Source organism: Streptomyces sp. NPDC048734 (assembly GCF_043198675.1).
Classification (GTDB): Bacteria; Actinomycetota; Actinomycetes; order Streptomycetales; family Streptomycetaceae; genus Streptomyces.
On record NZ_JBICUZ010000017.1, the window covers coordinates 92,252 to 115,297 of the forward strand.

Here is a 23,046-nt window from a genome sequence, read left to right on the forward strand (position 1 = left end):
TGCGAGGAAAGGAAATGACGCCGAACGGTCCGGCCGTGCGACCAGCGGTGAACCCGCGCCGGCCGTCCGGGAAACGCCCGCGCGGGCTGTCAGGGAAACGCCCGCGCGGGCCACCCGCGGAAACGCCGGCGGCGGCCGTCGGCCGGAAAGGCCGCGGTGGCCGCCGGCCCATTCCCGCAGGACGGCCGCCGCGGACGCTTTCCGGTCTCAGCGCAGGTCGAAACGCGCGACCCAGGACGCCATGTCCGCTGCCGACGCGTTGCCCCCGCAGACCACCAGTCCCAACCGGGCGCCGGGGCCCACCCGCTCCACGACCCGCCGGGCGGCAGGCAGCAGACATCCGGCGGCCGGCTCGGTCCACACCTTCGCGTGCTCGGCCAGCTCCAGGCAGCCCCGTACGGCCTCCCGGTCCGGCACCACGAGCACCTCGCCGACCAGGACCGAGACGTGCTCGTACGTCAGCGCCGAGACGGCCGGCGCGCTCAGGGTGGTGGAGATGGACGACACCTCCACCGGCACCGGACCGCCGGCCTTCAGCGCCTCGGCCATCGCCTCCGCGCCCTCGGTCTCCACCCCCCAGATCCGCACCCCCGGCCGCAGCGCCCGCAGGGCCGCGGCGACCCCGGAGATCAGCCCGCCGCCCCCGACGCTGACCAGGACGTCCGTCAGCTCGTCGGCGTCCCGCGCGAGTTCCAGGCCGACGGTGCCCTGACCGGCGACCACCACCGGGTCGTCGAACGGGTGGACCAGGGTCAGGCCCTCGTCCCGCAGGTCGTTCACGAGCGAGAAGGCGCTGCCCATCCCGTCCGTCAGCCGTACCGACGCGCCCGCCTCCTCGACGATCTCGACGGCCCGGGCGGGCGCCGAACGCGGCATGACGACCGTGGCCTTGACGTCGAGGGCGGCGGCCATGACCGCCACCGCGATCCCGTGGTTGCCGCCGCTCACCGCGACCACCCCCGCCGCCCGCTCCGCCCCGGAGAGCGACAGCAGTTTCGCCGTGGCCCCGCGCGCCTTGAAGGAACCGGTGCGCTGGAGCAGCTCCAGCTTGACGGTGACGGGGACACCGAGCAGCCCGGAGAGCCCGGGGCTCGGGAGGGTCGGGGTGCGGACGACGTGCCCGGCGATCCGCTCCGCCGCGGCTTCGATGTCCGTGATGCCGATCAAGACGACCACCTTTCCCGCGCGCTGTGCCGCGCGCTCCCCGCACCCTGTCGCGCGGCGGCGGCCCAGGTCAACCGGGGTCCGGACGGTGGTCACAGGTCGCGTCGCACCAGGAAGTCCAGCAGCGACCGCAGGTCGTCCGCGGCCCCCGCCCGCAGCGGCACCCCGGCGAGCGCCGATTCCACGGCGGACACCTGCCGGCGCGCCTCGGCGAGTGCCGCCGCCCGGCCCCCGGCCTCCTCGGCGAGTGCCGCCGCCTCGACGGGGTCACCCCCCGCCTCCAGCAGCCGGGCGAGGCGCCGGGCCGCCGGCCGGGGTGACTCCAGGGCCGCCAGCACCGGAAAGGTCTTCTTGCCCCCGCGCAGGTCGCCGTGGACGGGTTTGCCGGTCACGGCCGGATCGCCCCAGATCCCCAGCAGGTCGTCGACCACCTGGAAGGCGATCCCGAGATGCCGTCCGGCCCGGTCCAGCGCGGTGACGGTCGCCTCGGGCGCCCCGCCGAGCACGGCGCCCAGCGCGGCCGCGCAGCCCAGCAGCGCGCCGGTCTTGCCCTCGGCCATCGCCCGGTAGGCGTCCGGCCGCACCCGCTCGGGCCCCGACCAGGGCCGCACGGCGAACAGCAGGTCGTCGGCCTGCCCGTGGACCAGCCCGGCGAGCGCCCCGGACAGCAGCCGTACGCCGCCGGCGCCGCCGGGGGCCGCGGCGAGGGTCTCTACGGCCAGGGCGAACAGGGCGTCACCGGCGAGGACCGCGGGTCCCGTGCCGTAGGCCTTCCAGACCGTGGGGCGGCGCCTTCGCACGGGGTCGCCGTCCATGATGTCGTCGTGCAACAGGGAGAAGGCGTGCACGAGTTCGACCGACACGGCCGCGGCGACCCCGGCACGCGCGGGCGCTCCCGCCGCCTCGGCGCCGAGCACGGCGAGGGCCTGCCGCAGCCCCTTCCCGCCGGACGCGGCGGTGGGTGCCCCGCCCACCTCGCACCAGCCGAAGGAGTACGCGGCCATCTCGCCCACCCACGGGTGCAGTCGGCCGACCGCTTCCGCCAGCGCGGGTCGCACCAGCGTGCGGCAGCGCTCGAGGACGGCTGGGGCGGCCGGCCCCGCCGCCGACGCCGGCCCCGCCGCCGGCGCGACCACCGTGGTGGAGAGCGCCGCGGGGGAAACCGCACTCGGGGAAACCGCATTCGCGGAAAGCGTGGTCGTGGAGAGCGCCGTCACCGTACGGCCTCCGCGGTCTGGCCACCCGGACGGACGGCGGCCGTCCCGATGCCGAGTTCGTCCTCGGCCCGCGCCACCATCTCCCGGGCGTGCCGCAGTCCGATCCGTTCCAACTCCGCCGCCAGTGACGTCAGTTCCCTGGCCGTCTCGGAGCGGTCGCGGCCCAGGCGGGCCAGCGACTTGGCCAACCCGAGCCGGGCGAGGGCCGTCCCGCGCGGCTCGCCCATCGCGCCGAACTCCGCGAGGGCCTGCTCGTAGAGATCCCGTGCCTCGGCGTAACGGGCCGCCCGGTACAGGACGTTGCCGCGCATCTTGTGGTTGTAGGCCAGCGCGCCGGTGAGGTTCATCGCACGGCAGGCCGTCTCCGCCTCGGCCAGCAGGGCGAGGGCGCGCCCGGTGTCGCCGTCCCGCACGGAGACGACGTCCGCGAGGCCGCGCAGCGCCCAGGCGTGGCCCCGCCGGTCGTCGGCGCGCGCGGAGATCTCTGCCGCCTCCTGGAACAGCGCGTAGGCGGTGTCGAAGTCCCCGGAGTTGCGGTGCATCTGCGCGATGCCCTCCAGTGCCCACACCGTGTGCCGTGCCTCGCCGCGCCGGCGGGCCTCGGCCAGGAGCTGCTCGTGCAGCCTGCCGACGGCCTCGTAGTCGCCCTGGATGCGGCCGGTCTCCGCGAGCCCGGCCAGCGAGTAACCCCGGACGACGACGTCCCCGCCGCGCTCCCCGAGGTCGGCCGCCAGCGCCAGCAGCCGCCGGGCCAGCGGGAAGGCGCCCCGCTGCCGGGCCAGGGTGCCGCCGCTCCACAGGGCCCACGCCATCGCCGCCACGTCGCCCGCGTCCCGGGCCGCGCGGTAGCTCGCCTTCCAGGCCCGGTCGGCCTCGCGCACCTGGCCCAGCCTGCGGTGCGCCTCGGCGACCGCGAGCCCGGAGCGCGCCGCCTCGGCCCGCTCGCCGGCCCGCTCGGCCGCCGCCAACTGCTGGGTGCCGGCGGTCAGTACGTCGACCAGGGAGGAGTTCACGGACAGGGTGGTGAGGGCGCCCTGGTACTCCGGGGCGAAAGCCTTGCCGTACATCGATTCCTTTCGGCCACCATGTATGCACTGTGTGTATACATGGTGTGTATAGCGCGTCCGGAAAACGCCCCGGCCGAGGAGACGGCCGGGGCGGTGTCACCGGATGCCGCGTGTCGTTGCCGGTCAAGACGTGTGTGCGGCGGGCCGGGTTGCCTGTGAGGCGCAGATCACTCGACGGGCCGCGGTGCGGCGGGCCGCCGCGGCGCCGCGGACGGGCGGTGGGGGAAGGGTGTCGCGGGCGGGCGGGCGGTGGGGGGAGGAGGAGTGCCGCGCCCGCGCTCAGCCCGGCGCGTCCGTCTCCGGCTCCAGCAGTCCCTCCCGATGGGCGATCGCCACCGCCTCCGTACGGCCGGCCCCTGCCGGCCGGACGTGACGGGCGCCAGGCGGTCCCGCCGGACGAGGGCGTCCGCCCGCGCCGGCAGCGGCGCCGTCCGCAGTCCTACGGCCGTCCCCCGGGGGACGCGGGCCACGCCGGCCCACTCCTCGCGCCGGCCGGCGGCCAGAGGGCCTCCGCCGGCCACGGGGGAACGGGCTGCCGGGCGTCAGCGGTTCAGCGACCGCGCCCAGTCGTCCGGCACCCGCCCCGCCGGGCCGGGCACGGGCTGGCCAAGGGGGTGGGAGGACGGCTCCGCCAGCTCCGGGCCGGACTCGTACAGCTCGTCGCCGTCGTAGTCCCAGAACCAGTCCTCGCCCGGCTCGAAGCTCTGCACCAGGGGGTGCCCGGTGGACTTCCAGTGCGCGGTGGCGTGCTGGGCGGGGGAGGAGTCGCAGCAGCCGACGTGTCCGCACCGGGCGCAGCGCCGCAGGTGGAACCACCAGCCGCCGCTCGCGTCGCACTCGACGCAGCCGGTGCCGCTCGGCGGGACGCTCGGGTCGAGGTCGTGGGCGTCGGTCATACGGGCTCCTCGGCGGTGTCGGAAGTGTTTTCGGCGTCGGCGTCGCTGCCGGCGCCGGCACCGGTCGTGGTGTTCGGCGCGGTCAGCGGCAGCAGTACCTGGAAGCGGGTGTCGCCCGGCGCGGACTCGACCTGGAGGCTGCCGTGGTGCTTGTTCACGACGATCCGCCAGGAGATCTCCAGGCCCAGGCCGGTGCCCTCGCCGACCGGTTTGGTGGTGAAGAAGGGGTCGAAGATCCGGCTGCGGACGTCCGCCGGGATGCCGGGCCCGGTGTCGCCGAACTCGACCAGCAGCCGGTCGCCCTCGCGCGCGGTCCGCACGGTCAACGTGCCTTCCCCGCCGGCGCTGTTGATGGCGAAGACCGCGTTGTCGACGAGGTTCGTCCACACCTGGTTCAGCTCCGCCGGGTACGCGGGGACGTCCGGCACGGCGCGGTCGTAGTCCTTGACGACCTCGATGCGCGGGCCGATCTTCCCGGACAGCATCAGCAGGGTGCTGTCGAGGAGTTCGTGGACGTCGACGACCCGGTGGGGGGCGCGGTCGAGCTGCGAGTACTGCTTGGCCGCGTCGACGAGCTGGGAGATCCGGTTGGTGGAGTCGTCGATCTCGTCCATCAACAGCTCGGTCTCGACGGTGTAGTTGAGCCAGCCGATCGCGTTGGGCAGGATGTCGGCCGCCACGGCCGCCGCGACCTGATCCAGCCAGTCCGCGTCGAGTCCGGCCTGCACGAACGTCGGCGCGATCCGCCAGCCCTCCGGGATGCCGTGGTCGTCGAGCCAGTCGGTCAGCTCGTCCTCCCGGTCGGAGGCCTCCAGGGGGCTCAGCACCGGGGCCTTGGCGACCCGTTCGGCGGTGCGCTCCTGGATCTCGATCAGTTTGGCGAGCACCTCGCGGGAGTAGGCGCCCTGCGAGATGACGGCGAGCTTGTGCCGCATCTTCGCCACCCGCTCCCGCAGCGTCGCCGTGGCCCGCACGGCCGCGGCGGCCGGGTTGTTCAGCTCGTGCGTGAGCCCGGCCGACAACGAGCCGAGCGCCAGCAGCCGTTCGCGCTGGCCGACGGCCCGCTGGGTGCTCTTCGAGCCGAAGAACAGTCCCTCCAGCAGGTGCGCGGCCATCGGGAACCACTCCTGCATGACGTCCGAGAACGACTGGGCGGGCAGCACGAAGAAACGGGTCGGTTCGGTCACCCGCATCGAGTTGTTGTAGACCTGAGGCACCCGGTCCCCGAGGTAGGCCTGCATCGCGCCCCCGTACACGCCGCGCTGCGAGGTGCGGCTGACCTCGACGTCGTCGCCCCCGACCCGGCGGTACAGCACCACCGTGCCCTCGATCATCACGTAGAAGCAGGTCGCCGGGTCGCCCTCGGTGTAGACCGGACCGGGCTCGAACCGCTCCACCCGCCCCTCGGCGCACAGCCGTCCGAGCTGCTCGGGGGAGAGCTTCTCGAACAGGAACAGCGTGCCGACCTCGGCCGTGTCGCAGGGCATCGGCCGCCCGCTCACGACTGCTCCAGATAACGGTGGACGAGCATGACGGCCATGGCTCCCTCTCCGACGGCGGACGCGACGCGCTTGGCGGACTCGGCGCGCGCGTCGCCCGCCACGAACACGCCGGGGATGTTGGTCTCCAGGTGGTACGGCGGCCGGTCCAGCTCCCATTCCGCCGGCGGCCGCCCGTCCGGGGTGAGGTCCGGCCCGGCCAGGATGAACCCGCGCTCGTCGCGCAGCACGGTGCCGTCCAGCCAGTCGGTCAGCGGGGCCGCGCCGATGAACACGAACATCCACTGCGCGTCGACGAGTTCGCTCGCCCCGCTGTCCACGTCCCGCAGCGTGAGCTGCTCCAGGTGCTCCGCCCCGTGCGCGGCCTCCACGACGGTACGGGTGCGCACCGAGATGTTCGGCGCCTCCTCGATCTGCTGGATCAGGTAGTACGACATCGACGCCGCCAGGGACTCGCCGCGCACCAGCAGCGTCACCGACTTGGCGCCCCGCGCCAGGTACATCGCCGCCTGGCCCGCCGAGTTGGCGCCGCCCACGATGTACACGTCCTGCCCCTGGCAGGAGGCCGCCTCGGTCAGCGCCGAGCCGTAGTACACCCCGCAGCCGGTCAGGTCGTCGCAGCCCGGCGCCGGCAGCTGCCGGTACGACACACCGGTCGCCAGGATCACGCTGTGCGCGGCGACCGCCGAGCCGTCGGAGAACCGTACGACGCGGGCGGCGCCGTTGACCTCCAGTCCCGTCACCTCGCGCGCGGTGAGGATCTCGGCGCCGAACCGGGTGGCCTGGCGGCGGGCCCGGTCGGTGAGCTGCGCGCCGGACACGCCGTCGGGGAAGCCGAGGTAGTTCTCGATGCGGGAGCTCTGCCCGGCCTGCCCGCCGGTCGCCGACCGCTCCACCAGTACGGTCCGCAGCCCCTCCGAGGCGCCGTAGACGGCCGCGCCGAGCCCGGCCGGGCCGCCGCCGATCACCACCAGGTCGTAGAACTCCGCCTCCGGGGTCGTCGCCAGTCCCACGCGGGCGGCCAGCTCGGGGGCGTCCGGCTCGGTCAGCGGGGTGCCGTCGGGGGTGATCACCAGCGGCAGTCGCCGGCCGTCGGCGCCGGCCGCGGCCAGCAGCCGCCGCCCCTCCGGCTCGTCGCAGGAGTACCAGCGGTAGGGGACCTGGTTGCGGGCCAGGAACTCCCGCACGTCGGAGGAGCGCGCCGACCAGCGGTGCCCGACGACCTTGGTGGCCGGCACGGGCCGGTGGTCGCCGGCGCGCCAGGCCGCGAGCAGGTCGTCCAGGACCGGGTAGAGCTTCTCCTCCGGCGGGTCCCACGGCTTGAGGAGGTAGTGGTCGAGGTCGACCACGTTGATCGCGTCGATCGCCGCGTTGGTGTCGGCGTACGCGGTCAGCAGCACGCGCCGCGCGCCGGGGTACACGTCCAGTGCTTGTTCGAGGAACTCGATGCCGTTCATCTGCGGCATGCGGTAGTCCGCGAGGATCACGGCCACCAGGTCGCCCCGCAGCTTCAGCTCGCGCAGGGCCTCCAGCGCGGACTCGCCGGACTCGGCGCGCACGATCCGGTACGCGGCGCCGTAGCGGCGCCGCAGATCGCGGGCGACGGCGCGGGAGACCCCCGGATCGTCGTCCACGGTCAGAATGACGGTCCGCGCGGTCTCGGTGGCCTGTGCCATACGTCTCCCACCCCGGGGGTTCAGGACTCGCGGCACGGCGGGCCCCGCGCCGGTTCCCGCCCATCGTATGGTCGATCGCCCGCGTCCGCTCCGGAGCCGGTGGGGCCGTGCGCTCCCGGTACAGGACGGGGCACCGTCGGTCGACACGACAGACACGGCACGGCACGGGGCCCGCCGGCCGGGGACGGACGGCACCCGCGGCCGGACCGGGACGGGCACCCGCGGCCGGACCGGGACGGGTCTCAGCCCTTGCGGGCGCTCAGCACGCAGAACTCGTTGCCCTCGGGATCCTCCAGCACCACCCAGGTCTGCTCGCCCTGCCCCACGTCGGCGGGGCGCGCCCCCAGGGACAGCAGACGGTCGACCTCCGCGCGCTGGTCCCCGGGCCGGAAGTCCAGGTGCAGCCGGTTCTTGACCGTCTTGGCCTCGGGCACCGACACGAACAGCAGGCCCGGCAGCCGGTCCGGGGCCGGCCCGATCCCGAACTCGTCGGCGGCGCCGTCGACCACGACTCGGCCGAGGGCCTCGGCCCACCAGCGCCCCAGCGCGACCGGACCGGCAGCGTCGACGATCACCTGTTCCCACTCCAAGGTCATGACCGGAAGGCCAGTGGTGAAGACTGGACCCGACGAATCGAATCGATTCGGTGAACAGAAGCGGGGAGGCGACGGGATGACGGGCCCGATCACGGCAGGGGTCGACGGAACGGAAGAGAGCCTGGCGGCACTGGCCTGGGCGGCCAGGGAGGCCGTCCGGCGGGATCTGGCGCTGCGGGTGGTGCACGCCTGGCGGTTCCAGCCGGACGCGGCGGCCGAGGTGGCGGACCGGGACGCCCAGCGGGACTGGGTGGGGGCCGCCGCCCGGGAGGCCGTCGCGGAGGTCGCGGCACGCCACCCGGGACTGCGGGTGACCGGCGACGTCCTGGAGGGCGAGCCGGCGGACACGCTGCTCGCCGCCGCGGCGGAGGCGGAACTGCTGGTGCTGGGCTCGCGCGGGCACGGCGCGGTCGTCGGCTTCCTGCTCGGTTCGGTCGGCCAGCAGGTGATCGCCGAGGCCCGCCGTCCGGTCGTCCTGGTGCGGGCCGGGGACAAGGCCAGCTCCGAGGTGGCCGGGCACGAGATCGTGGTCGGCCAGCACGGCTCGCCCGAGGACAGCGCGCCCACGCTGCGGTTCGCGTTCGAGACGGCGGCGGCCCGCGGCGCCTCCGTCCGCGCGGTACGGGCCTGGACCCTGCCCCCGGTGTTCTCCTACAGCCCCGCCTCGCTCAAGCTGCTCGACGACGCGGGCGGCCTGGAACCGTACGAGAAGAAGGCGCTGGCCGACGCCCTCGCCCCGTGGCGCGAGCGCTTCCCGGACGTACCGGTGGTGGAGCACGTGGAGATCGGCAGCGCCGGCCAGGTGCTGTTGTCGGTGTCCGGGCGGGCCCAGCTGGTGGTGGTCGGCCGGCGGGCCCGCCGTACCGCGGTCGGCGCCCGGATCGGCTCGGTGGCGCACGGCGTGCTGCACCACGCGGACTGCCCCGTGGCCGTCGTCCCGCACGAGTGACGCGGGCCGGGGCCCGGCTCCCCGGGCGTCCGGCTCACTCCGGCGTCGTCGGCTCCAGGGTCTCCCGCGCGCGGGGCAGGATCCTGGCGATGTAGTCCTGTACGGCCGTGTCGAGGCCGATGTCGTGCTGTGCGCGCTCCGACAGGTACCAGCGGTGTTCGAGGAGTTCGTGGTAGATCTCCGCCGGATCCATGGAGCCGCGCAGTTCGAGCGGCACGGCCCGCACGGTCGGCCGGAACACGTCCCGCACCCAGCGGTGCGCCAGCACCTCGGGGCGGGCGGCGAGGGGGTCGCCCGGGGCGTAGTCGTCCTGGGTGGCCATCCAGCTCTCCAGGTCGTTCAGCAGCCGCCTGGCCTGGTTCTCCTCGGTGTCCAGGCCGGTCAGCCGCAGCAACTGCCGCTGGTGGTGGCCCGCGTCGACGACCTTCGGCACGAAGGTGACCGTGTCGCCGTTGGTGGAGTGCTCGATCTGCATCTCCGCGACGTCGAAGCCCAGCTCGTGGAGCCGGCGGATGCGGCGCTCGATGTAGTGGTACTTGCCCGCCGGGTAGACGGAGGTGCGGGTCAGCTCCTGCCACAGCCCCTGGTAGCGGGAGCAGATCTCCATGCCGAACTCGACCGGGTCCACCGACGGGTGCAGGGCGCCGGAGGCCTCCAGGTCGAGCAGTTCACCGCTGATGTTCACGCGGGCCAGGTCCAGGTCGTAGTCGCGCTGTCCGGGGCTCAGCTGCGGATGCAGGTCACCGGTCTCGGCGTCGACCAGGTAGGCGGCGTAGGCGCCCGCGTCGCGCCGGAACAGGGTGTTGGACAGCGAGCAGTCGCCCCACGCGAACCCGGCCAGGTGCAGCCGCACCAGCAGCACAGCCAGGGCGTCCATCAGCCGGTGCATGGTCGCCGGCCGCATGGTCGTCTCGAACATCGACCGGTACGGCATCGACCCGCCCAGGTGCCGGGTGACCAGGACCGGCTCCAGCGGGTCGCCCGCCGGGTCGGCGCGCCCGGTGATCACGGCCAGCGGGTCGACGGCCGGGATGCCCAGCCGGTCCAGGTCGCGCAGCAGTTCGTACTCGCGCAGCGCCGGGCGCTCGGCCAGTTCCTTGACGGCGATCACCTCGTCGCCGGCGCGGGCGTAGCGCACCACGTGCCGGGAGATGCCGCGCGGCAGCGGTACGAGAATGTCCTCGGGCCACTCCTCCAGCGGAAGCTGCCAGGGCAGCTCCAGCAGGAGGGCCGGGTGCTCCGGGTTGGTGGCGCTGATCTGCAAAGCCATGGCCCGACCTTAGACGGCGTGTTCCCGGGCTCGCTGGGCAGCCTCCCGCACGGACCCCCGGTGCACCGGCCCGTGGCCGGGCAGCAGGGTGTCGGCCGCCAGGGACCCGATCACGTCCAGCGAGGCCAGCGCGCGGGCCCGTTCGTGGTGGAACATTCCGGGCAGCAGCTGCGGCCCCCGGATCCGCGAGGTGGCGTGCCCGCTGACCAGCGCGTCACCGGAGACGAGGATCCCGGCCTGCGGGAGGTGGAAGACGGTGTGGCCGTCCGTGTGGCCGGGGGTGTGCACGGGTACGGGCCGGCCCGGCAGGTCCAGCGCGCCGGTGGTGCCGGTGGCGGCGGGGAACGGCTCCGGGGCGGTGACCGGATGCTGTTCGGTGCCGCCGGAGCGCAGCGCGTGCACCATCCACGGCAGGACGCCGGGCCGCCAGGCGTTGCGCAGCACCGTGCCGACGCTCACCTGCTGGAGGAAGTCCCTCCGGGCGTGCGGGACTTCGGCCGGATGCAGGAGGACGGGCGTGCCGTGAGCGGTGCGCAGGTGTTCGGCGGACCCGAGGTGGTCGTTGTGCGCGTGGGTGACGAGGACGGCGGTGACCGCCCGCGGTGAACCGCCCACCGCGGCGAGGGAGTCCAGCAGTCGCTGCCGGTCCGCCGGGTAGCCGGTGTCGATCAGGGTGACGGCGTCGCCCTCGGTGAGGATCACCCAGTTGGTGTTGCTGCCGTGCACCAGGTAGGTGCCGTCCGCGACCTGCCGTACGTCTGCCCGCATGATCGTCCCGTGGGGTGAGGTCCGTGCCCGACGAGGACAGCAAAGCAGATCGCCGTGGCCGTGACCGCGGCTGTCGCTGCTGCTGTCGCTGTCGCTGTCGCTGTCGAGAGCCTTTCGATACATGAACGCATCGGATACATTCCCGTATCGAACGGAGGCCGACATGGCGGCGGAACAGACGACGAGGCGTGTCACCCGGCGCCGGGTGCGCACCCGGGCCAACCTCCTCGACGCCGCCTTCGAGGTGTTCGCCGCCAAGGGCTTCGGGCGGGTCTCCATCGAGGAGGTCTGCGAGGCCGCCGGCTACAGCCGGGGCGCCTTCTACTCCAACTTCGCCAGCCTGGACGAACTCTTCTTCGCCCTCTACCGGCAGCGCGCCGACCTCATCGCCCGGCAGGTCGCCGACGCGCTCGCCGGGGACGGACCCGGCCTCGACGTGCCCGCGTCCGTGGACCGCGTCACCGAGGTACTGCTCCTCGACCACGACTGGCTGCTGGTGAAGACGGACTTCCTCGTGCACGCCGCCCGCGACCCGGCCGTCGCCCGGTCCCTGCTCGAACACCGCGCGACGCTCCGCGGCGCCATCGCCGACCGGCTCGGCCGCGACCGCGGTCCCGACGCACTGCCCGCCGTCCTCGGCGACGCCGACGCCGCCGCCCGCGCGGTGGTCGCCGCCTACGACGGCGTCACCACCCAACTGCTGCTCGACAAGGATGTGGACGGTGCCCGCGCCTGGCTCAAGCAGCTCCTCACCGCGCTGCTGACCGAAGGCGGCGCCCGGCCCGGGAGCCGCCCGGAGCACCACCCCGCAAAAGCCTCCGGGAGCCGGCACCCCGGGCGTCACCCCGCAAAAGCCCCCGAGAAGCACCCCGGGAAGCACCCCGAATGAGAAAGGCAACGGTCGCCATGGACGCGGACGTCATCGTCGTCGGAGCGGGTCTCGCCGGCCTGGTCGCGGCGCACGAACTCACCAGCAGGGGCAGGCGGGTCGCCCTGGTCGACCAGGAGAACGCCGCCAACCTCGGCGGCCAGGCGTTCTGGTCCTTCGGCGGGCTGTTCCTCGTCGACTCGCCCGAACAGCGGCGCCTCGGCGTCAAGGACTCCTTCGACCTCGCCTGGAGCGACTGGCAGGGCAGCGCGCAGTTCGACCGCACCGACGACGAGGACTCCTGGGCGGTGCGCTGGGCGCGCGCCTACGTCGAGTTCGCGGCGGGGGAGAAGCGGACCTGGCTCGCCGGGCACGGCATCTCCTTCGTGCCGACCGTCGGCTGGGCCGAGCGCGGCGACCTGCGCGCCGACGGGCACGGCAACTCCGTGCCCCGCTTCCACGTCGCGTGGGGGACCGGCACGGGCGTCGTCGAGCCGTTCGTGCGCTACGCCCGCCAGGCCGCCCGGGACGGGCTGCTCACCTTCCACCACCGCCACCGCGTCGACGAGCTGGTGATCGAGGGCGGCGCCGCGCGGGGCGTACGCGGCACGGTCCTCGCGCCCGACGACGCACCGCGCGGCGTCTCCTCCAACCGCGAGCGCGTCGGTGACTTCGAACTGACCGCCCAGGCCGTCGTCGTCACCAGCGGCGGCATCGGCGCCAACCACGACATGGTCCGCCGCCACTGGCCCGAACGCCTCGGCACCCCGCCCGCCGAGATGGTCACCGGCGTCCCCGCCTACGTCGACGGCCGCATGCTCGACATCAGTGCCGAGGCCGGTGTCCGGCTCGTCAACCGTGACCGCATGTGGCACTACACGGAGGGCGTCCGCAACTGGGACCCCGTCTGGCCCGGCCACGGCATCCGCATCCTGCCCGGCCCGTCCTCGATGTGGTTCGACGCCCTCGGCCGCCGCCTGCCCGACCCCTGCCTGCCGGGCTACGACACCCTCGGCACCCTCCGGCACCTGCGCACCACCGAGGACATCGCCGGGTACGACCACTCCTGGTTCGTCCTCACCCGCAGAATCGTCGAGAAGGAGTTCGCGCTGTCGGGCTCCGAGCAGAACCCCGACATCACCGCCAAGGACCGCAAGGCCGTCCTGCGCGACCGCATCCTCGGCAAGGGCGCGCCGGCCCCCGTGCAGGCCTTCCTCGACCGCGGCGCGGACTTCGTCGTCGCCGACACCCTGGACCGGCTGGTCGAGAAGATGAACGGCCTGACGGACCAGGCGCTGCTCGACGCCGACGGCCTGCGCCGCCAGATCCGCGCCCGAGACCTCCAGATGGCCAACCCGTACGCCAAGGACGCCCAGGTGCAGGGCATCCGCAACGCCCGCCGCTACATCGGCGACCGCCTCGGCCGCGTCGCGACCCCGCACCGCCTCCTCGACCCCGAGGCCGGCCCCCTCGTCGCCGTCAAGCTGCACGTCCTCACCCGCAAGACCCTCGGCGGCATCCAGACCGACCTGGACTCGCGCGCCCTCGGCGCCGACGGCAGCCCGGTCGAGGGCCTGTACGCGGCGGGCGAGGTCGCCGGGTTCGGCGGCGGCGGCGTCCACGGCTACAACGCCCTGGAGGGCACCTTCCTCGGCGGCTGCCTCTTCTCGGGGCGCGCGGCGGGACGGGCGGCGGCACGGCAGACGGGGTGAGGCCGGTCCCGGTCCCGGCGGAGGCTGCGGACCCCTTCCCCGGCCGGCGATCACGCCGCCTCCCGGAACCGGCCGGGGACCGGGCCGGGCCCCACCGCGGAATGCGCCTGGGCCGTGGGCGTGCTCCTCGTCGGCGAGGTGGAGCGCTCCTCGCCAGGTGGCGGGTTCCGGGGCCGGGGACGTGGTGCGGCCCCGCGGCCGGGCGGGCGCCCGTCCTCAGCCGAGGAGACGGGCCGGGACCGCCGCGTGGCTGTGCTCCGGCTCCTCCACCGCAGTGAGCAGGGTCACCGGCCCCGAAGCCGCCGACTCCCTGACATCACGCGGGAGTTCCTCCACCTCGGTCTGCCGGTCGTCCGCCACCTGACCGCCGCCCGCGGCGGCACGGCACGGGCGCCGAGCACGCCGGGCGCCGGAAGCGTGTGCACCCTGCGGCTGCCCGCCGCCGCCACGGCACCGCGGGACGGCTGAGCCGGCGGAGGCCCCGTGGCGCGGCCGGCGGTGACCGGCGCGGCGCGCGAGGAGACGGTCCGGCAGGAGGCGCGGCAGGGCACGCCGCGGAGGGCGGGCCGGTGGGAACCGGCCCGCCCTCCGCGGGGATCACGAACTGCGGCGTGCCTTGATGCGCCGCTTGAGGGCGCGCCGTTCGGTCTCGCTCGTGCCGCCCCAGACGCCGAGGCCCTGATCGGTCTCCATCGCCCATTCCAGGCACTGGTCCCGCACCGGGCAGCCCCGGCAGACGGCCTTCGCCTGCTCGGTCTGCAGGAGTGCCGGACCCGAGGTGCCGATCGGGAAGAAGAGTTCCGGGTCCTCATGGCGGCACGCGGCGCTCTGTCGCCAGTCGTCCATCGAAGTCACCTGCGATCGAAGTCGTGTGCGGTTCCGGATGCTTGCTCCTGATCGGGTCACCGGCAGGGCCGAAGTGAAACCGCGCCGCACGAACCGGTGGCCGCGGCCCGGCCGCCCGCTCAGCCCCGCAGGGTCTTCTTCGCCGTCTCCACGACGGCGGTCGTCACGGCGGCCAGGGCGGGGGAGTCGAGCTTCCACTGCTGCCAGAACAAGGGGACGTCGAGGGGACGTTGCGGCGCGAGGGAGACCAGACTCCCGGCCGCCAGCAGCTCCCGGGCCTGCAACTCGGGCACCATGCCCCAGCCGAGCCCGGCCACCACCGCGTCGAGGAAACCCTCCGAGGTCGGCACGGCGTGCCGCAGCCGGCTCGCGCCGTCGGGGCCGCGCCGCAGCCGCCGTACGAACGCGTCCTGGAGGTCGTCGCGGCGGTCGAAGGTGACCACGGGCGCCCGCGCGAGCCCCTCGCCCGGCGGCACGCCGTCGAGGAACGCGGCGGCGAAGTCGGGACTCGCGGCCGCGAAGTAGCGCATCGAGCCCAGCGACCTGACCGAGCAACCGGTGACGGCGTCCGGCAAGGAGGTCACCGCGGCCATCACCAGGCCCTCCCGCAGCAGCTCCGCCGTCCGCGTCTCGTCCTCCCGGTGCAGTTCGAAGCAGAACGGCGGCTCGCGCGGTACGCGGGTGAGGGCGGGCAGGAACCAGGTGGCGAGCGAGTCCGCGTTGACCGCCACCGTCACGCGCGTCGGCTCCCCGGCACCACTCATGCCCAGCTCGGACCGCGTGTCGCGCTCCAGCCGGGCCAGCTGCCTGGCGAACCGTACGACGATCTCCCCGGACTCCGTCGGCCGCACCGGCTTGGTGCGCAGCAGCAGGACCCGGCCGGTGCGCTGCTCCAGCGCCTTCACCCGCTGGCTGACCGCCGACGGCGTCACGTGCAGGGCGGCGGCCGCGGCGTCGAAGGTGCCCTCGTCGACCACGGCGAGCAGGGTGCGCACCTGGTCGAGGGGAAGATCTGTCATCACGATCGCTAATGATACGTAAGAATCTTTAGCTGGTCCCGCAGTGATTCACTCCCTAGCGTGGACGCCATGTCCACCTCCCTCGCCGCCGCGGCGGCCGGCTTCGGCACCGGTCTCTCCCTCATCGTCGCCATCGGCGCCCAGAACGCCTTCGTCCTGCGCCAGGGCATCCGCCGGGACGCAGTCCTCGCCGTCGTCGCGATCTGCGCGCTGTCCGACGCCGTCCTCATCACCCTCGGGGTGGCCGGGGTGGGCGCGCTGGTGGTGGCCTGGCCCGGCGCCCTCACCGCCGTCGCCTGGCTCGGCGGCGCCTTCCTGCTCTGCTACGGCGCCCTCGCCGCCCGCCGGGTGCTCAAGCCGGGCGGCGCCCTGGAGACGAAGGGGGAGGCCGCCGGCTCCCGGCGGCGGGCGGTGCTCACCTGCCTCGCGATGACCTGGCTCAACCCGCACGTCTACCTCGACACCGTCTTCCTGCTCGGCACCGTCGCCGCCGACCGCGGCCCGCTGCGCTGGACCTTCGGCCTGGGGGCGGCGGCGGCCAGCCTGTGCTGGTTCGCCGCGTTGGGCTTCGGGGCGCGGCTGCTCGGCCGCTTCCTGGCCCGCCCCCAGGCCTGGCGCGTCCTGGACGGACTCGTCGCCGCCACGATGATCACCCTCGGTGCCACCCTGATCGCCGGAGCCTGAGCGTCCGCGCCGCCGCAGCCCGAGCTGCGGTGGTGGCCCCCGGAGCGGACGTCGTCGCGGGCGGCCCGCGCCCGGTGGACGTCCTCCAGGGCCCGGTGGACGTCCTCCACGACGCGGTGGACGTCCTCCACGGCGCGGCGGGCGCGGCCTTCGGCCCGCGCGCGGCCCTGACGGGCGGCGGCCGGCCGGTCGTCGCCGCCGTGCTGGGCCTGGCCTGCGCGGTACCGGCTCTGCGGCGCTACCGCGTCCAGGGCCTCCCGTTCGGATCAGATGATCCTGCGGCGGTGCATGCCGTACTGCTCCATCAGTCTGCCCCGGGTGGTCTCCAGGCGGTGGGCGAGGATCTCGGCCACGATGCGGACCAGGGAGAGGCCGAGTGCGGGGTCCTCCTCGCACAGCTTGAGCACCGCCCGGGCCTCGAACTCGTAGGCGCGGACCGGGCTGAACGCCTCCGCGCCGAAGTCCCACCGGTACGGCGGGAACAGCCAGGACCAGCCGAGCAGGTCGCCGGCGCCGAGACTGGCGACGGTGACCCGTTGTATGGACGTCACCTGCTGGTCCAGGGAGACCGCCCCGGAGCGGATGACCCAGAAGCGGTCGGCCGTGCCGCCCGCCTCGAAGATCCTGGTGTCCTCCGGGAAGGACACCTCGCGGGCGAGGGTCATCAGACGCTGGCGCTGGGGCGGGGGGAGGGCGGTCAGCAGCTTCGTCGCTCTGGTCATGGCACGGGGCTCCTCGCCGGCGATGGTTCCGGGGTGTTCCCTGGGGCCTCGGGCCCCTAAGCCCATTTCAGCCGCTGCGGGCGCCCCGGGCACCTCGGCGGTGGGAGGTTTCGTCGGCGGGCATGCGAAAGCCCTGGCTGGACGGGGGAAGCCAGCCAGGGCCGTCGCATGCGGTATGCGGAGGAGAAGAACTCGACTCCGCGACCACTGGATGAACCGTAAACCACTCTGACGCTTTTCGCGCAACCATAACCCGGTCGCGTGACCTGTTTCACTTCCGTGGCCGTCACCCTCGCTCCGCTCACCCCGCGTCCCGCGCGACCACTCTGATCGTGTCGAGCCGCCGGTCCGTCGGGTCGGGCAGGTTCATGCCCGCCTCCAGCCCCGAGCGCAGATAGCGCAGCACCGGCTCGGTGAGCCGCTCACCGGGCAGGACGGCGGGGATGCCGGGCGGATACGGCGTGATCATCTCCGCGGCGACCCGGCCGGCCGCCTTCGACAACGGGACGTGCTCGGCCGGACCGAAGAACGCGTCCCGCGGCAACAGCGCCTGTGCCAGACGGAGTTCGGCGGGGGGCGGCACCTCGGTGCGGGGCGCCGGCCGCAGGTCCGGCGCGGCGCGCGCGAGGTCCTTGAGGGCCGCGAGCAGCTCCCCGGTCGTCGCCCGGTCGTCGCCGTGGGTGATCTGGGTGCCGATCCGCCGGTGGTCGGACAGGTGGACGTCGACCGACCGGTGCTCGTGCAGCCAGTCGGCCGCCTGGAAACCCGAGACGCCCAGCCCTTCGAGGTCGATCACGACGGGCAGCGGGTCGAAGTCGTCGGCCAGGTCCGGACCGCAGTAGTCCGCCCGGTCGTCGACGTGCATGCCGTCGATCTGCTCGACGGCCGCCCGCACCTCGGCCGCCAGCTCCAGGGCGGTGCCCGTCAACTCCTCGCCGTGCAGGCGCATCTGCCGCCGCCAGCCGTCCATCCCGGCGTACAGCAGCACCGACGGACTGGTGGTGCCCAGCAGATCCGCCCGCGTCTTCAGCAGCTCCGCCGGGACGCGATCGCCCTGGAGGTGGAAGAGCGAGCCCTGCTCCAGGCCGCTGCCCATCTTGTGGACGCTGGTGACACAGATGTCGGCACCCGCGTCCATCGCCCAGGACGGCAGCTCCGGATGGAAGGGCAGGTGCGCACCCCACGCCTCGTCCACGACCAGCGGCAGCGAGCGGCGGTGACAGACCTCGGCGATCGCCCGCAGGTCCGCGCAGGCGCCGTACGGCGTCGGACTGGTGACCAGGGCGCCCTTCGCGTCGGGATGGACCTCGAAGGCCTTCTCGAAACCCGCGGCGGACGGCGGATGCGCCAGATGCCGCTCGCCGTCCCACTGGGGCTCCACCCACACCGGTTCGATCCCGGCGAGGATCAGGCCCGACACCACCGACTTGTGCGCGTCCCGCCCGATCAGCAGTTTCTCGTGCGGTCCGGCCACCGACAGCATCGCGGCCTTGACCGACAGGGAACTCCCGCACGTCGTGAAGAAGGTGTGCTCGGCGTGGACGGCGTCCGCCATCAGCTCCTCGGCGCGTTCGAGGACCCGGCCCCGGGTCAGCCGGTCGTCGAGTCCGCCCGACGCCAGGACGTCACCGAGGAACACCGCGTCGCCCAGCACCGCCCGCACGTCGGGGTCGGCGCCGCGTGCCTGCTTGTGTCCGGGCGGCGAGAACGCCAGCCGCCCCTGGCGGTGGTACTCGACGAGGGCTTCCAGTACGGGTGCGCGTGTGTGATCGACCGACATGCGGAGCAGGGTGCCCGCACTGTCGCCCGCCAATCGGGCGCCCGCGGAAACCGCCGGTCAGCCGGCGCCCGCGTGATGCCCCGGGGTCACGATCTCGTCCAGCACGTCCAGGACCGCCTCGTACGCCAGGCTCCGCAGGTGCGCCTCGCGCGCCGCGTCCGGGTCGGTGCGCCCCAGATCCTCGCTCCGCGACCGCAGGTTCCGCAGCTCCTCCCGCGCGCAGGCCCTTGCGCGCTGGATGCGCCTCAGCAGTTCGTCCGAGTCCACGACATCCGTCATGCACTCCGCCTACCCCCGGCAGGCCCGTCGATGACCCCGTTCCCCCGGATGACCGCCCCCGGCCGCCGTCGACGACCTGCCGGATTCCGCCGAATGCCCGGAAAGGAAGGTTTGGCCGGGCTTTCGGGGGCCAGCCGGAGTGAGAGGGCCGTGCCCGGCCGACGGGGGAGAGGGTCCACCAGACCAGTCGAGGACGTCAGGAGAGCGAAAGGATGCGTGCGAGCGCGAACCACCGCACCGACCGAACCAGCAGGACCGACCGAACCAGCAGGACCGACCGAACCAGCAGGACCGACGGGACCGGCCAGACCGGCGGGACCGACCGGCCGGACCGCGCGTACCGGCCCGAGCGCACCGACGGCGCGCACGGCATCGGCGCGCCGCCCCCGGTGCACTGCCACGGCGACGGGCCCTGCCGCCCGTCCGACGTCCGCAGCGCCATACGGCGCGCACTCGACGGACGGGGCGGGGCGACCGGCAGCCCCTACGACGAGGAGGCCGTCTCCGACGCGCTGCTCGTCGCCTCGGAACTCACCTCCAACGCCATCCTCCACGGGGGCGGCATCACCGACTTCGACGTGGACATCGACGGGTGGGCCGTGCGGGTCTCCGTGAGCGACCGCAGCGACCGGCTGCCCGTCGTCGCCGACCCGCTCGACGACCAGGGACGGCGCCGGCCCGGCGGCCGGGGCTGGCCGATCGTCTGCAGGCTGGCCTGCGACGTCCGGGTGTCCGGCCTGCCGTCCGGCGGCAAGCGCATCACCGCCGTCGTTCCCGTGTCCTGACCCGCCGACCCCTCCCACGACCGCCCGGCCCCGACCGCCGCCGATCACCGCCGAGGCCCGTGTCCGCACCCGCCGTCACGGCCGTACCGGCCGTGCGAACAGGTTTCCCGCCACCGGAGTTTGTTCCTCCGGACCCAGGGCAGAAGGAGGTTCGTGCTTCGGACCGGAGGCGCGCCCAGGGGAGCGGTACGACCGCTCCGGGGCGCTCCAGGCGCCCCGGACGGCAGCGGCCCTTCCCCTGGTCATTCCCCCTGACTCCACCGTTCAGGAGCGATTCCGCATGCTCATCGACATGGCGACAAGCCGTCCCGCCGCATCAGCCCCGAACCCCACCGCTCCCTCCCGTCGCACCCACGACGACGCTCCCGACACCACCGCCCTCTTCATCCGGCTGACCACGATGGAGGAGGGTCCCGAGCGGGACGCCGTACGCGACCGGATCGTCACCGCCTGGCTGCCCATGGCCCACCGGATCGCCGGCCGCTTCCGCGACCGCGGTGAGGCCGTCGAGGACCTCCGGCAGGTGGCCGCACTCGGCCTGGTGAAGGCCGTCGACCGCTTCGACCCGGAACGCGGGGCCTTCGAGAGCTACGCCGTCCCCACCATCACCGGGGAGATCAAGCGGCACTTCCGGGACCGGATGTGGGCCCTGCGGGTCCCCCGCCGGGTGCAGGAACTGCGCAACAAGGTGCGCGTCGCCCGGCGCGAGCTGGCCCAGACGCCCGGCGCCCCCGAGCCGTCGACCGCCGACCTCGCCGCCCACACCGGACTCACCGAGGACGAGGTCGCCGCGGGCCTCGAGGCCCTGGAGAGCTTCAGCACCCTGTCGCTGGACGCCGAACTCCCCGCCGGGGACGACGGCTACAGCCTCGCGGACACCCTCGGCGGGCCCGACGCCTCCTACGACATCGTGGTCGACCGCGAGTCCGCCAAGGAGAGCCTGCGCCGGCTGCCGGAACGCGAGCGGGCCATTCTCTACATGCGCTTCTTCGAGGACATGACCCAGAGCCGCATCGCCGACCGGCTCGGCATCTCCCAGATGCACGTCTCGCGGCTCATCAGCCGCAGCTGCGCCCAGGTGCGCCAGGAAGCCCTGGGGCGACCGGGCGACCACCGCTGAACCGGCCCGAGGGCCGTACGTGTCCCACCCGTTCCGGACCAGGAGAAAACGTTGATGCTGATGCCTCACCCCGCCGTCCTGCGCACCCTCGTGGCCGAGTACGAGGCCGCCACGGCGAGCGGATCCGCCGCGGTCGACACGCGGACGCAGGACCTTGCTTACACGCTGTGCGTCTCCACCGGGACCCGCGAGGTCACCCGGGCCCTGGAAGTGGCCCGGAGCTGGCTCGCCGCGGCCAGCGACACCACCGCCGGCCGCAGCACCGACGACGGGCCGCACGTGTACGCCTGACCGGTCGGCGCTCCGACGCCCCGCCGCGGCCCGCCCGCGGCGGGGCGCCCGTGTGTACGGCGCCCGGGAGCGCGGCGCCTGAGCGCACGGCCCGTGCGCACGGCCCGCGCGCACGGCGTCCGGGTGGGCGGTGCCCGCAGGTGTGACCCGGGTGTGCGGCCTGCGTACGAGCCGTGTGAGGCCCGTGTGTGCGGCCCGTGTGTGCGGCGCCGAAGCCGGGGCATCCGGGTGTCCGGGACTCTTCCAGGAGGTTGACATGAACGCGAGTGCCCTGGCGCGCAACGGCCGTATGGAGGCCGAGCGCGCCGCGCGGGGTTCGGTCACGCGGGGGGCCGCGCGGGCCGGACTGGCCGCGCGCGGAGTGATCTACCTGCTCGTCGGGGCGCTGGCCCTCCAGATCGCCTTCGGTGAGGACAAGAAGCAGCAGGCCGACCGGCAGGGCGCCCTCGCCGAGATCGCGGAGCACTCCTTCGGCTCCGTCCTGCTGTGGGCCCTCGGGATCGGGCTGGTCGGCATGGCGCTGTGGCGGCTGTCGGAGGCGGTCTTCGGCTCGGCAGGACCGGACGGCCGCAAGACAAAGAAGCGTCTGCTGGCGTTCGTCCGCTGCGTCTTCTACTCCTTCGTCGCCTACTCCGTGCTCGCCTTCGCCGCCGGATCGGGCAGCGGGGGCGGGTCGAGCGACGAGCAGTCGCGTGACGTCACCGCCCGCGTGCTCGAGCTTCCCGGGGGCCGGTGGATCGTCGGCGCAGTCGGTGCCGGGATCATCGTCGGCGGCATCTGGATAGGCGTCCGGGCCGTCCTGCGCAAGTACCACAAGCACCTGCGGCTCGGCCAGATGTCCGCGCGGACACGCCGCCTCGTGGACGTCACCGGTGTGGGCGGCGGCGCGGCGCGCGGCCTGGTGTTCGCGGCGGCCGGCGCCTTCGCCGTCCGCGCGGCCGTCGACTACGAGCCCGACAAGGCCAAGGGGCTCGACGACACCCTGCGCTCCTTCGCCGACACGCCCGCCGGGCCGTGGCTGCTGGCCTGCGTGGCGGCCGGCCTGGTGCTGTTCGGGCTGTTCTCCTTCGCGATGGCCCGCTGGCGGAAGGTCTGAACGCGCCGTCGGCGGGAACTCGGGGGAAATGAACGAATCCGAGTTCCCGCCGGACGGACGGCCCGTGGACATGTACCTCGACCTCCTGCGCGTCCGCATGGACAGCGAGGACTTCGCGATGCTGCTCAAGGTCGTCTCACCCGCCCTGCGCGCCCTGGACGAACAATCCGCCGAGACCCTCGACTTCGCGCTCGATCCGAAGGAGACCGAGGAGCTGCCCCAGGAGATCCGTGACGAGGCCGCCCTGGTCATCGCCACGGCCGTCACCGGCCGGCTGGACAACCAGCTTGTCGAGATCCAGGTCGACGGAACCGGCCCGGTCCGCGTGGTCACCGACGCGGAGACCGCCTCCGACCCGGGCCGCCTGGCCGAGATCGCCGGCTGCATCCAACAGCGCCAGAACGACACCGAAGCGCTCCGGGGAATCGCGGCGGCGAGCGGCCTGCCGACGGACTTCTGACCCCGCCTCCGAGCGGCCCCGTCCGGGTGCCCGCACCGACGCCGACCGGCGCCGGTGCGGGCACCCGTGTCTTGTGTGCGGGGGAGGGGGAGCCGCGGCGGCGGCCTGTACGGGGCTGGGCCCGACCTGCCCGGTGCGGGCGCCCGCCCGGTCGGCGGGTGCGGGGCAACGCGGCGTGGCCGGGTGAGGACCGGACCGGTCTTCGAGAGCCCGCCGCCGGCCGGTCCGTGGGATCTTGCCGTCGGCCAACCTCGGGGATCCTCCCCGCCTTGATCGGCCTCG

At 74.1% G+C, this 23,046-nt stretch carries 23 protein-coding genes and 1 pseudogene; 10 read left to right on the forward strand and 14 right to left on the reverse strand.

Annotated features, from left to right (window positions below; all coding sequences use genetic code 11):
• Positions 1 to 207 precede the first annotated feature (207 nt).
• From ACGFQC_RS31490 to ACGFQC_RS31520, 7 genes are all read right to left on the reverse strand, one after another.
• The gene (locus tag ACGFQC_RS31490) at positions 208 to 1,167 is read right to left on the reverse strand and encodes a threonine/serine dehydratase (protein WP_363089952.1); all 960 of its coding nucleotides are present in this window, start codon (positions 1,165 to 1,167) and stop codon (positions 208 to 210) included.
• An 89-nt stretch (positions 1,168 to 1,256) separates the two neighbouring features.
• Positions 1,257 to 2,222 (reverse strand): polyprenyl synthetase family protein, encoded by a 966-nt coding sequence (locus ACGFQC_RS31495; RefSeq protein ID WP_393289002.1) that lies wholly within the window; start codon positions 2,220 to 2,222, stop codon positions 1,257 to 1,259.
• A 155-nt stretch (positions 2,223 to 2,377) separates the two neighbouring features.
• Positions 2,378 to 3,448 (reverse strand): tetratricopeptide repeat protein, encoded by a 1,071-nt coding sequence (locus ACGFQC_RS31500; protein ID WP_363089950.1) that lies wholly within the window; start codon positions 3,446 to 3,448, stop codon positions 2,378 to 2,380.
• Between the two features lie 542 nt (positions 3,449 to 3,990).
• A complete protein-coding gene (locus ACGFQC_RS31505) occupies positions 3,991 to 4,344 on the reverse strand; it encodes a UBP-type zinc finger domain-containing protein (protein ID WP_363089949.1) in 354 nt (117 codons plus the stop codon).
• Entirely contained in the window at positions 4,341 to 5,831 is a 1,491-nt protein-coding gene (locus ACGFQC_RS31510; RefSeq protein WP_393289017.1) for an ATP-binding protein, read from the reverse strand. The genes ACGFQC_RS31505 and ACGFQC_RS31510 overlap by 4 nt, the downstream gene beginning before the upstream one ends.
• Before the next feature lie 11 nt (positions 5,832 to 5,842).
• Entirely contained in the window at positions 5,843 to 7,519 is a 1,677-nt protein-coding gene (locus tag ACGFQC_RS31515; protein ID WP_363089947.1) for an FAD-dependent oxidoreductase, read from the reverse strand.
• Positions 7,520 to 7,761: 242 nt separating this feature from the next.
• Positions 7,762 to 8,115 carry a VOC family protein gene (locus ACGFQC_RS31520; protein WP_363089946.1) on the reverse strand — a complete coding sequence of 118 codons (354 nt, stop codon included), beginning with the start codon at positions 8,113 to 8,115 and terminating at the stop codon, positions 7,762 to 7,764.
• Between the two features lie 76 nt (positions 8,116 to 8,191).
• Here ACGFQC_RS31520 and ACGFQC_RS31525 point away from each other — a divergent pair, with 76 nt between their 5' ends.
• Entirely contained in the window at positions 8,192 to 9,064 is an 873-nt protein-coding gene (locus tag ACGFQC_RS31525) for a universal stress protein (protein WP_363089945.1), read from the forward strand.
• Positions 9,065 to 9,098: 34 nt separating this feature from the next.
• On the opposite strand, the gene ACGFQC_RS31530 is transcribed toward ACGFQC_RS31525, so the two are convergent.
• Both ACGFQC_RS31530 and ACGFQC_RS31535 read right to left on the reverse strand, forming a co-directional pair.
• The gene (locus tag ACGFQC_RS31530) at positions 9,099 to 10,334 is read right to left on the reverse strand and encodes a DUF4032 domain-containing protein (RefSeq protein ID WP_363089944.1); all 1,236 of its coding nucleotides are present in this window, start codon (positions 10,332 to 10,334) and stop codon (positions 9,099 to 9,101) included.
• Between the two features lie 9 nt (positions 10,335 to 10,343).
• The gene (locus ACGFQC_RS31535) at positions 10,344 to 11,102 is read right to left on the reverse strand and encodes an MBL fold metallo-hydrolase (protein ID WP_363089943.1); all 759 of its coding nucleotides are present in this window, start codon (positions 11,100 to 11,102) and stop codon (positions 10,344 to 10,346) included.
• Positions 11,103 to 11,265: 163 nt separating this feature from the next.
• Here ACGFQC_RS31535 and ACGFQC_RS31540 point away from each other — a divergent pair.
• From ACGFQC_RS31540 to ACGFQC_RS31550, 3 genes and pseudogenes are all read left to right on the forward strand, one after another.
• Positions 11,266 to 11,886, forward strand: a pseudogene (locus ACGFQC_RS31540) (TetR/AcrR family transcriptional regulator); the annotation flags it as partial.
• 122 nt (positions 11,887 to 12,008) lie between these two features.
• Entirely contained in the window at positions 12,009 to 13,682 is a 1,674-nt protein-coding gene (locus ACGFQC_RS31545) for an FAD-binding dehydrogenase (RefSeq protein ID WP_363090068.1), read from the forward strand.
• Positions 13,683 to 13,928: 246 nt separating this feature from the next.
• Positions 13,929 to 14,150, forward strand: a complete 222-nt coding sequence (locus ACGFQC_RS31550) for a hypothetical protein (RefSeq protein WP_393289005.1) — start codon at positions 13,929 to 13,931, stop codon at positions 14,148 to 14,150.
• Between the two features lie 129 nt (positions 14,151 to 14,279).
• Here ACGFQC_RS31550 and ACGFQC_RS31555 read toward each other — a convergent pair whose 3' ends face one another.
• Positions 14,280 to 14,528 carry a WhiB family transcriptional regulator gene (locus ACGFQC_RS31555; RefSeq protein WP_363089942.1) on the reverse strand — a complete coding sequence of 83 codons (249 nt, stop codon included), beginning with the start codon at positions 14,526 to 14,528 and terminating at the stop codon, positions 14,280 to 14,282.
• A 119-nt stretch (positions 14,529 to 14,647) separates the two neighbouring features.
• Complete coding sequence (locus ACGFQC_RS31560; RefSeq protein WP_363089941.1) at positions 14,648 to 15,547, reverse strand: LysR family transcriptional regulator ArgP; 900 nt, start codon at positions 15,545 to 15,547, stop codon at positions 14,648 to 14,650.
• A gap of 69 nt (positions 15,548 to 15,616) precedes the next feature.
• Between ACGFQC_RS31560 and ACGFQC_RS31565 the strand changes: the two genes are divergently transcribed.
• Positions 15,617 to 16,231 carry a LysE/ArgO family amino acid transporter gene (locus ACGFQC_RS31565; RefSeq protein ID WP_363089940.1) on the forward strand — a complete coding sequence of 205 codons (615 nt, stop codon included), beginning with the start codon at positions 15,617 to 15,619 and terminating at the stop codon, positions 16,229 to 16,231.
• A 266-nt stretch (positions 16,232 to 16,497) separates the two neighbouring features.
• On the opposite strand, the gene ACGFQC_RS31570 is transcribed toward ACGFQC_RS31565, so the two are convergent.
• From ACGFQC_RS31570 to ACGFQC_RS31580, 3 genes are all read right to left on the reverse strand, one after another.
• Positions 16,498 to 16,953, reverse strand: coding sequence for a cyclic nucleotide-binding domain-containing protein (locus tag ACGFQC_RS31570; RefSeq protein WP_363089939.1), 456 nt, complete (start codon positions 16,951 to 16,953; stop codon positions 16,498 to 16,500).
• 301 nt (positions 16,954 to 17,254) lie between these two features.
• The gene (locus tag ACGFQC_RS31575) at positions 17,255 to 18,733 is read right to left on the reverse strand and encodes an ornithine decarboxylase (protein ID WP_363089938.1); all 1,479 of its coding nucleotides are present in this window, start codon (positions 18,731 to 18,733) and stop codon (positions 17,255 to 17,257) included.
• Between the two features lie 57 nt (positions 18,734 to 18,790).
• Positions 18,791 to 19,012: a hypothetical protein gene (locus ACGFQC_RS31580; protein ID WP_363089937.1), complete on the reverse strand. Its 222-nt coding sequence runs from the start codon at positions 19,010 to 19,012 to the stop codon at positions 18,791 to 18,793.
• Between the two features lie 371 nt (positions 19,013 to 19,383).
• Here ACGFQC_RS31580 and ACGFQC_RS31585 point away from each other — a divergent pair, with 371 nt between their 5' ends.
• From ACGFQC_RS31585 to ACGFQC_RS31605, 5 genes are all read left to right on the forward strand, one after another.
• Positions 19,384 to 19,797, forward strand: a complete 414-nt coding sequence (locus tag ACGFQC_RS31585; protein ID WP_363090067.1) for an ATP-binding protein — start codon at positions 19,384 to 19,386, stop codon at positions 19,795 to 19,797.
• Between the two features lie 280 nt (positions 19,798 to 20,077).
• Positions 20,078 to 20,917: a SigB/SigF/SigG family RNA polymerase sigma factor gene (locus ACGFQC_RS31590; protein ID WP_363089936.1), complete on the forward strand. Its 840-nt coding sequence runs from the start codon at positions 20,078 to 20,080 to the stop codon at positions 20,915 to 20,917.
• 54 nt (positions 20,918 to 20,971) lie between these two features.
• Complete coding sequence (locus tag ACGFQC_RS31595; protein ID WP_363089935.1) at positions 20,972 to 21,208, forward strand: DUF5133 domain-containing protein; 237 nt, start codon at positions 20,972 to 20,974, stop codon at positions 21,206 to 21,208.
• A gap of 256 nt (positions 21,209 to 21,464) precedes the next feature.
• Positions 21,465 to 22,304: a DUF1206 domain-containing protein gene (locus ACGFQC_RS31600; protein WP_363089934.1), complete on the forward strand. Its 840-nt coding sequence runs from the start codon at positions 21,465 to 21,467 to the stop codon at positions 22,302 to 22,304.
• Positions 22,305 to 22,332: 28 nt separating this feature from the next.
• Complete coding sequence (locus ACGFQC_RS31605; protein ID WP_363089933.1) at positions 22,333 to 22,764, forward strand: hypothetical protein; 432 nt, start codon at positions 22,333 to 22,335, stop codon at positions 22,762 to 22,764.
• The last annotated feature ends 282 nt before the right edge of the window (positions 22,765 to 23,046 follow it).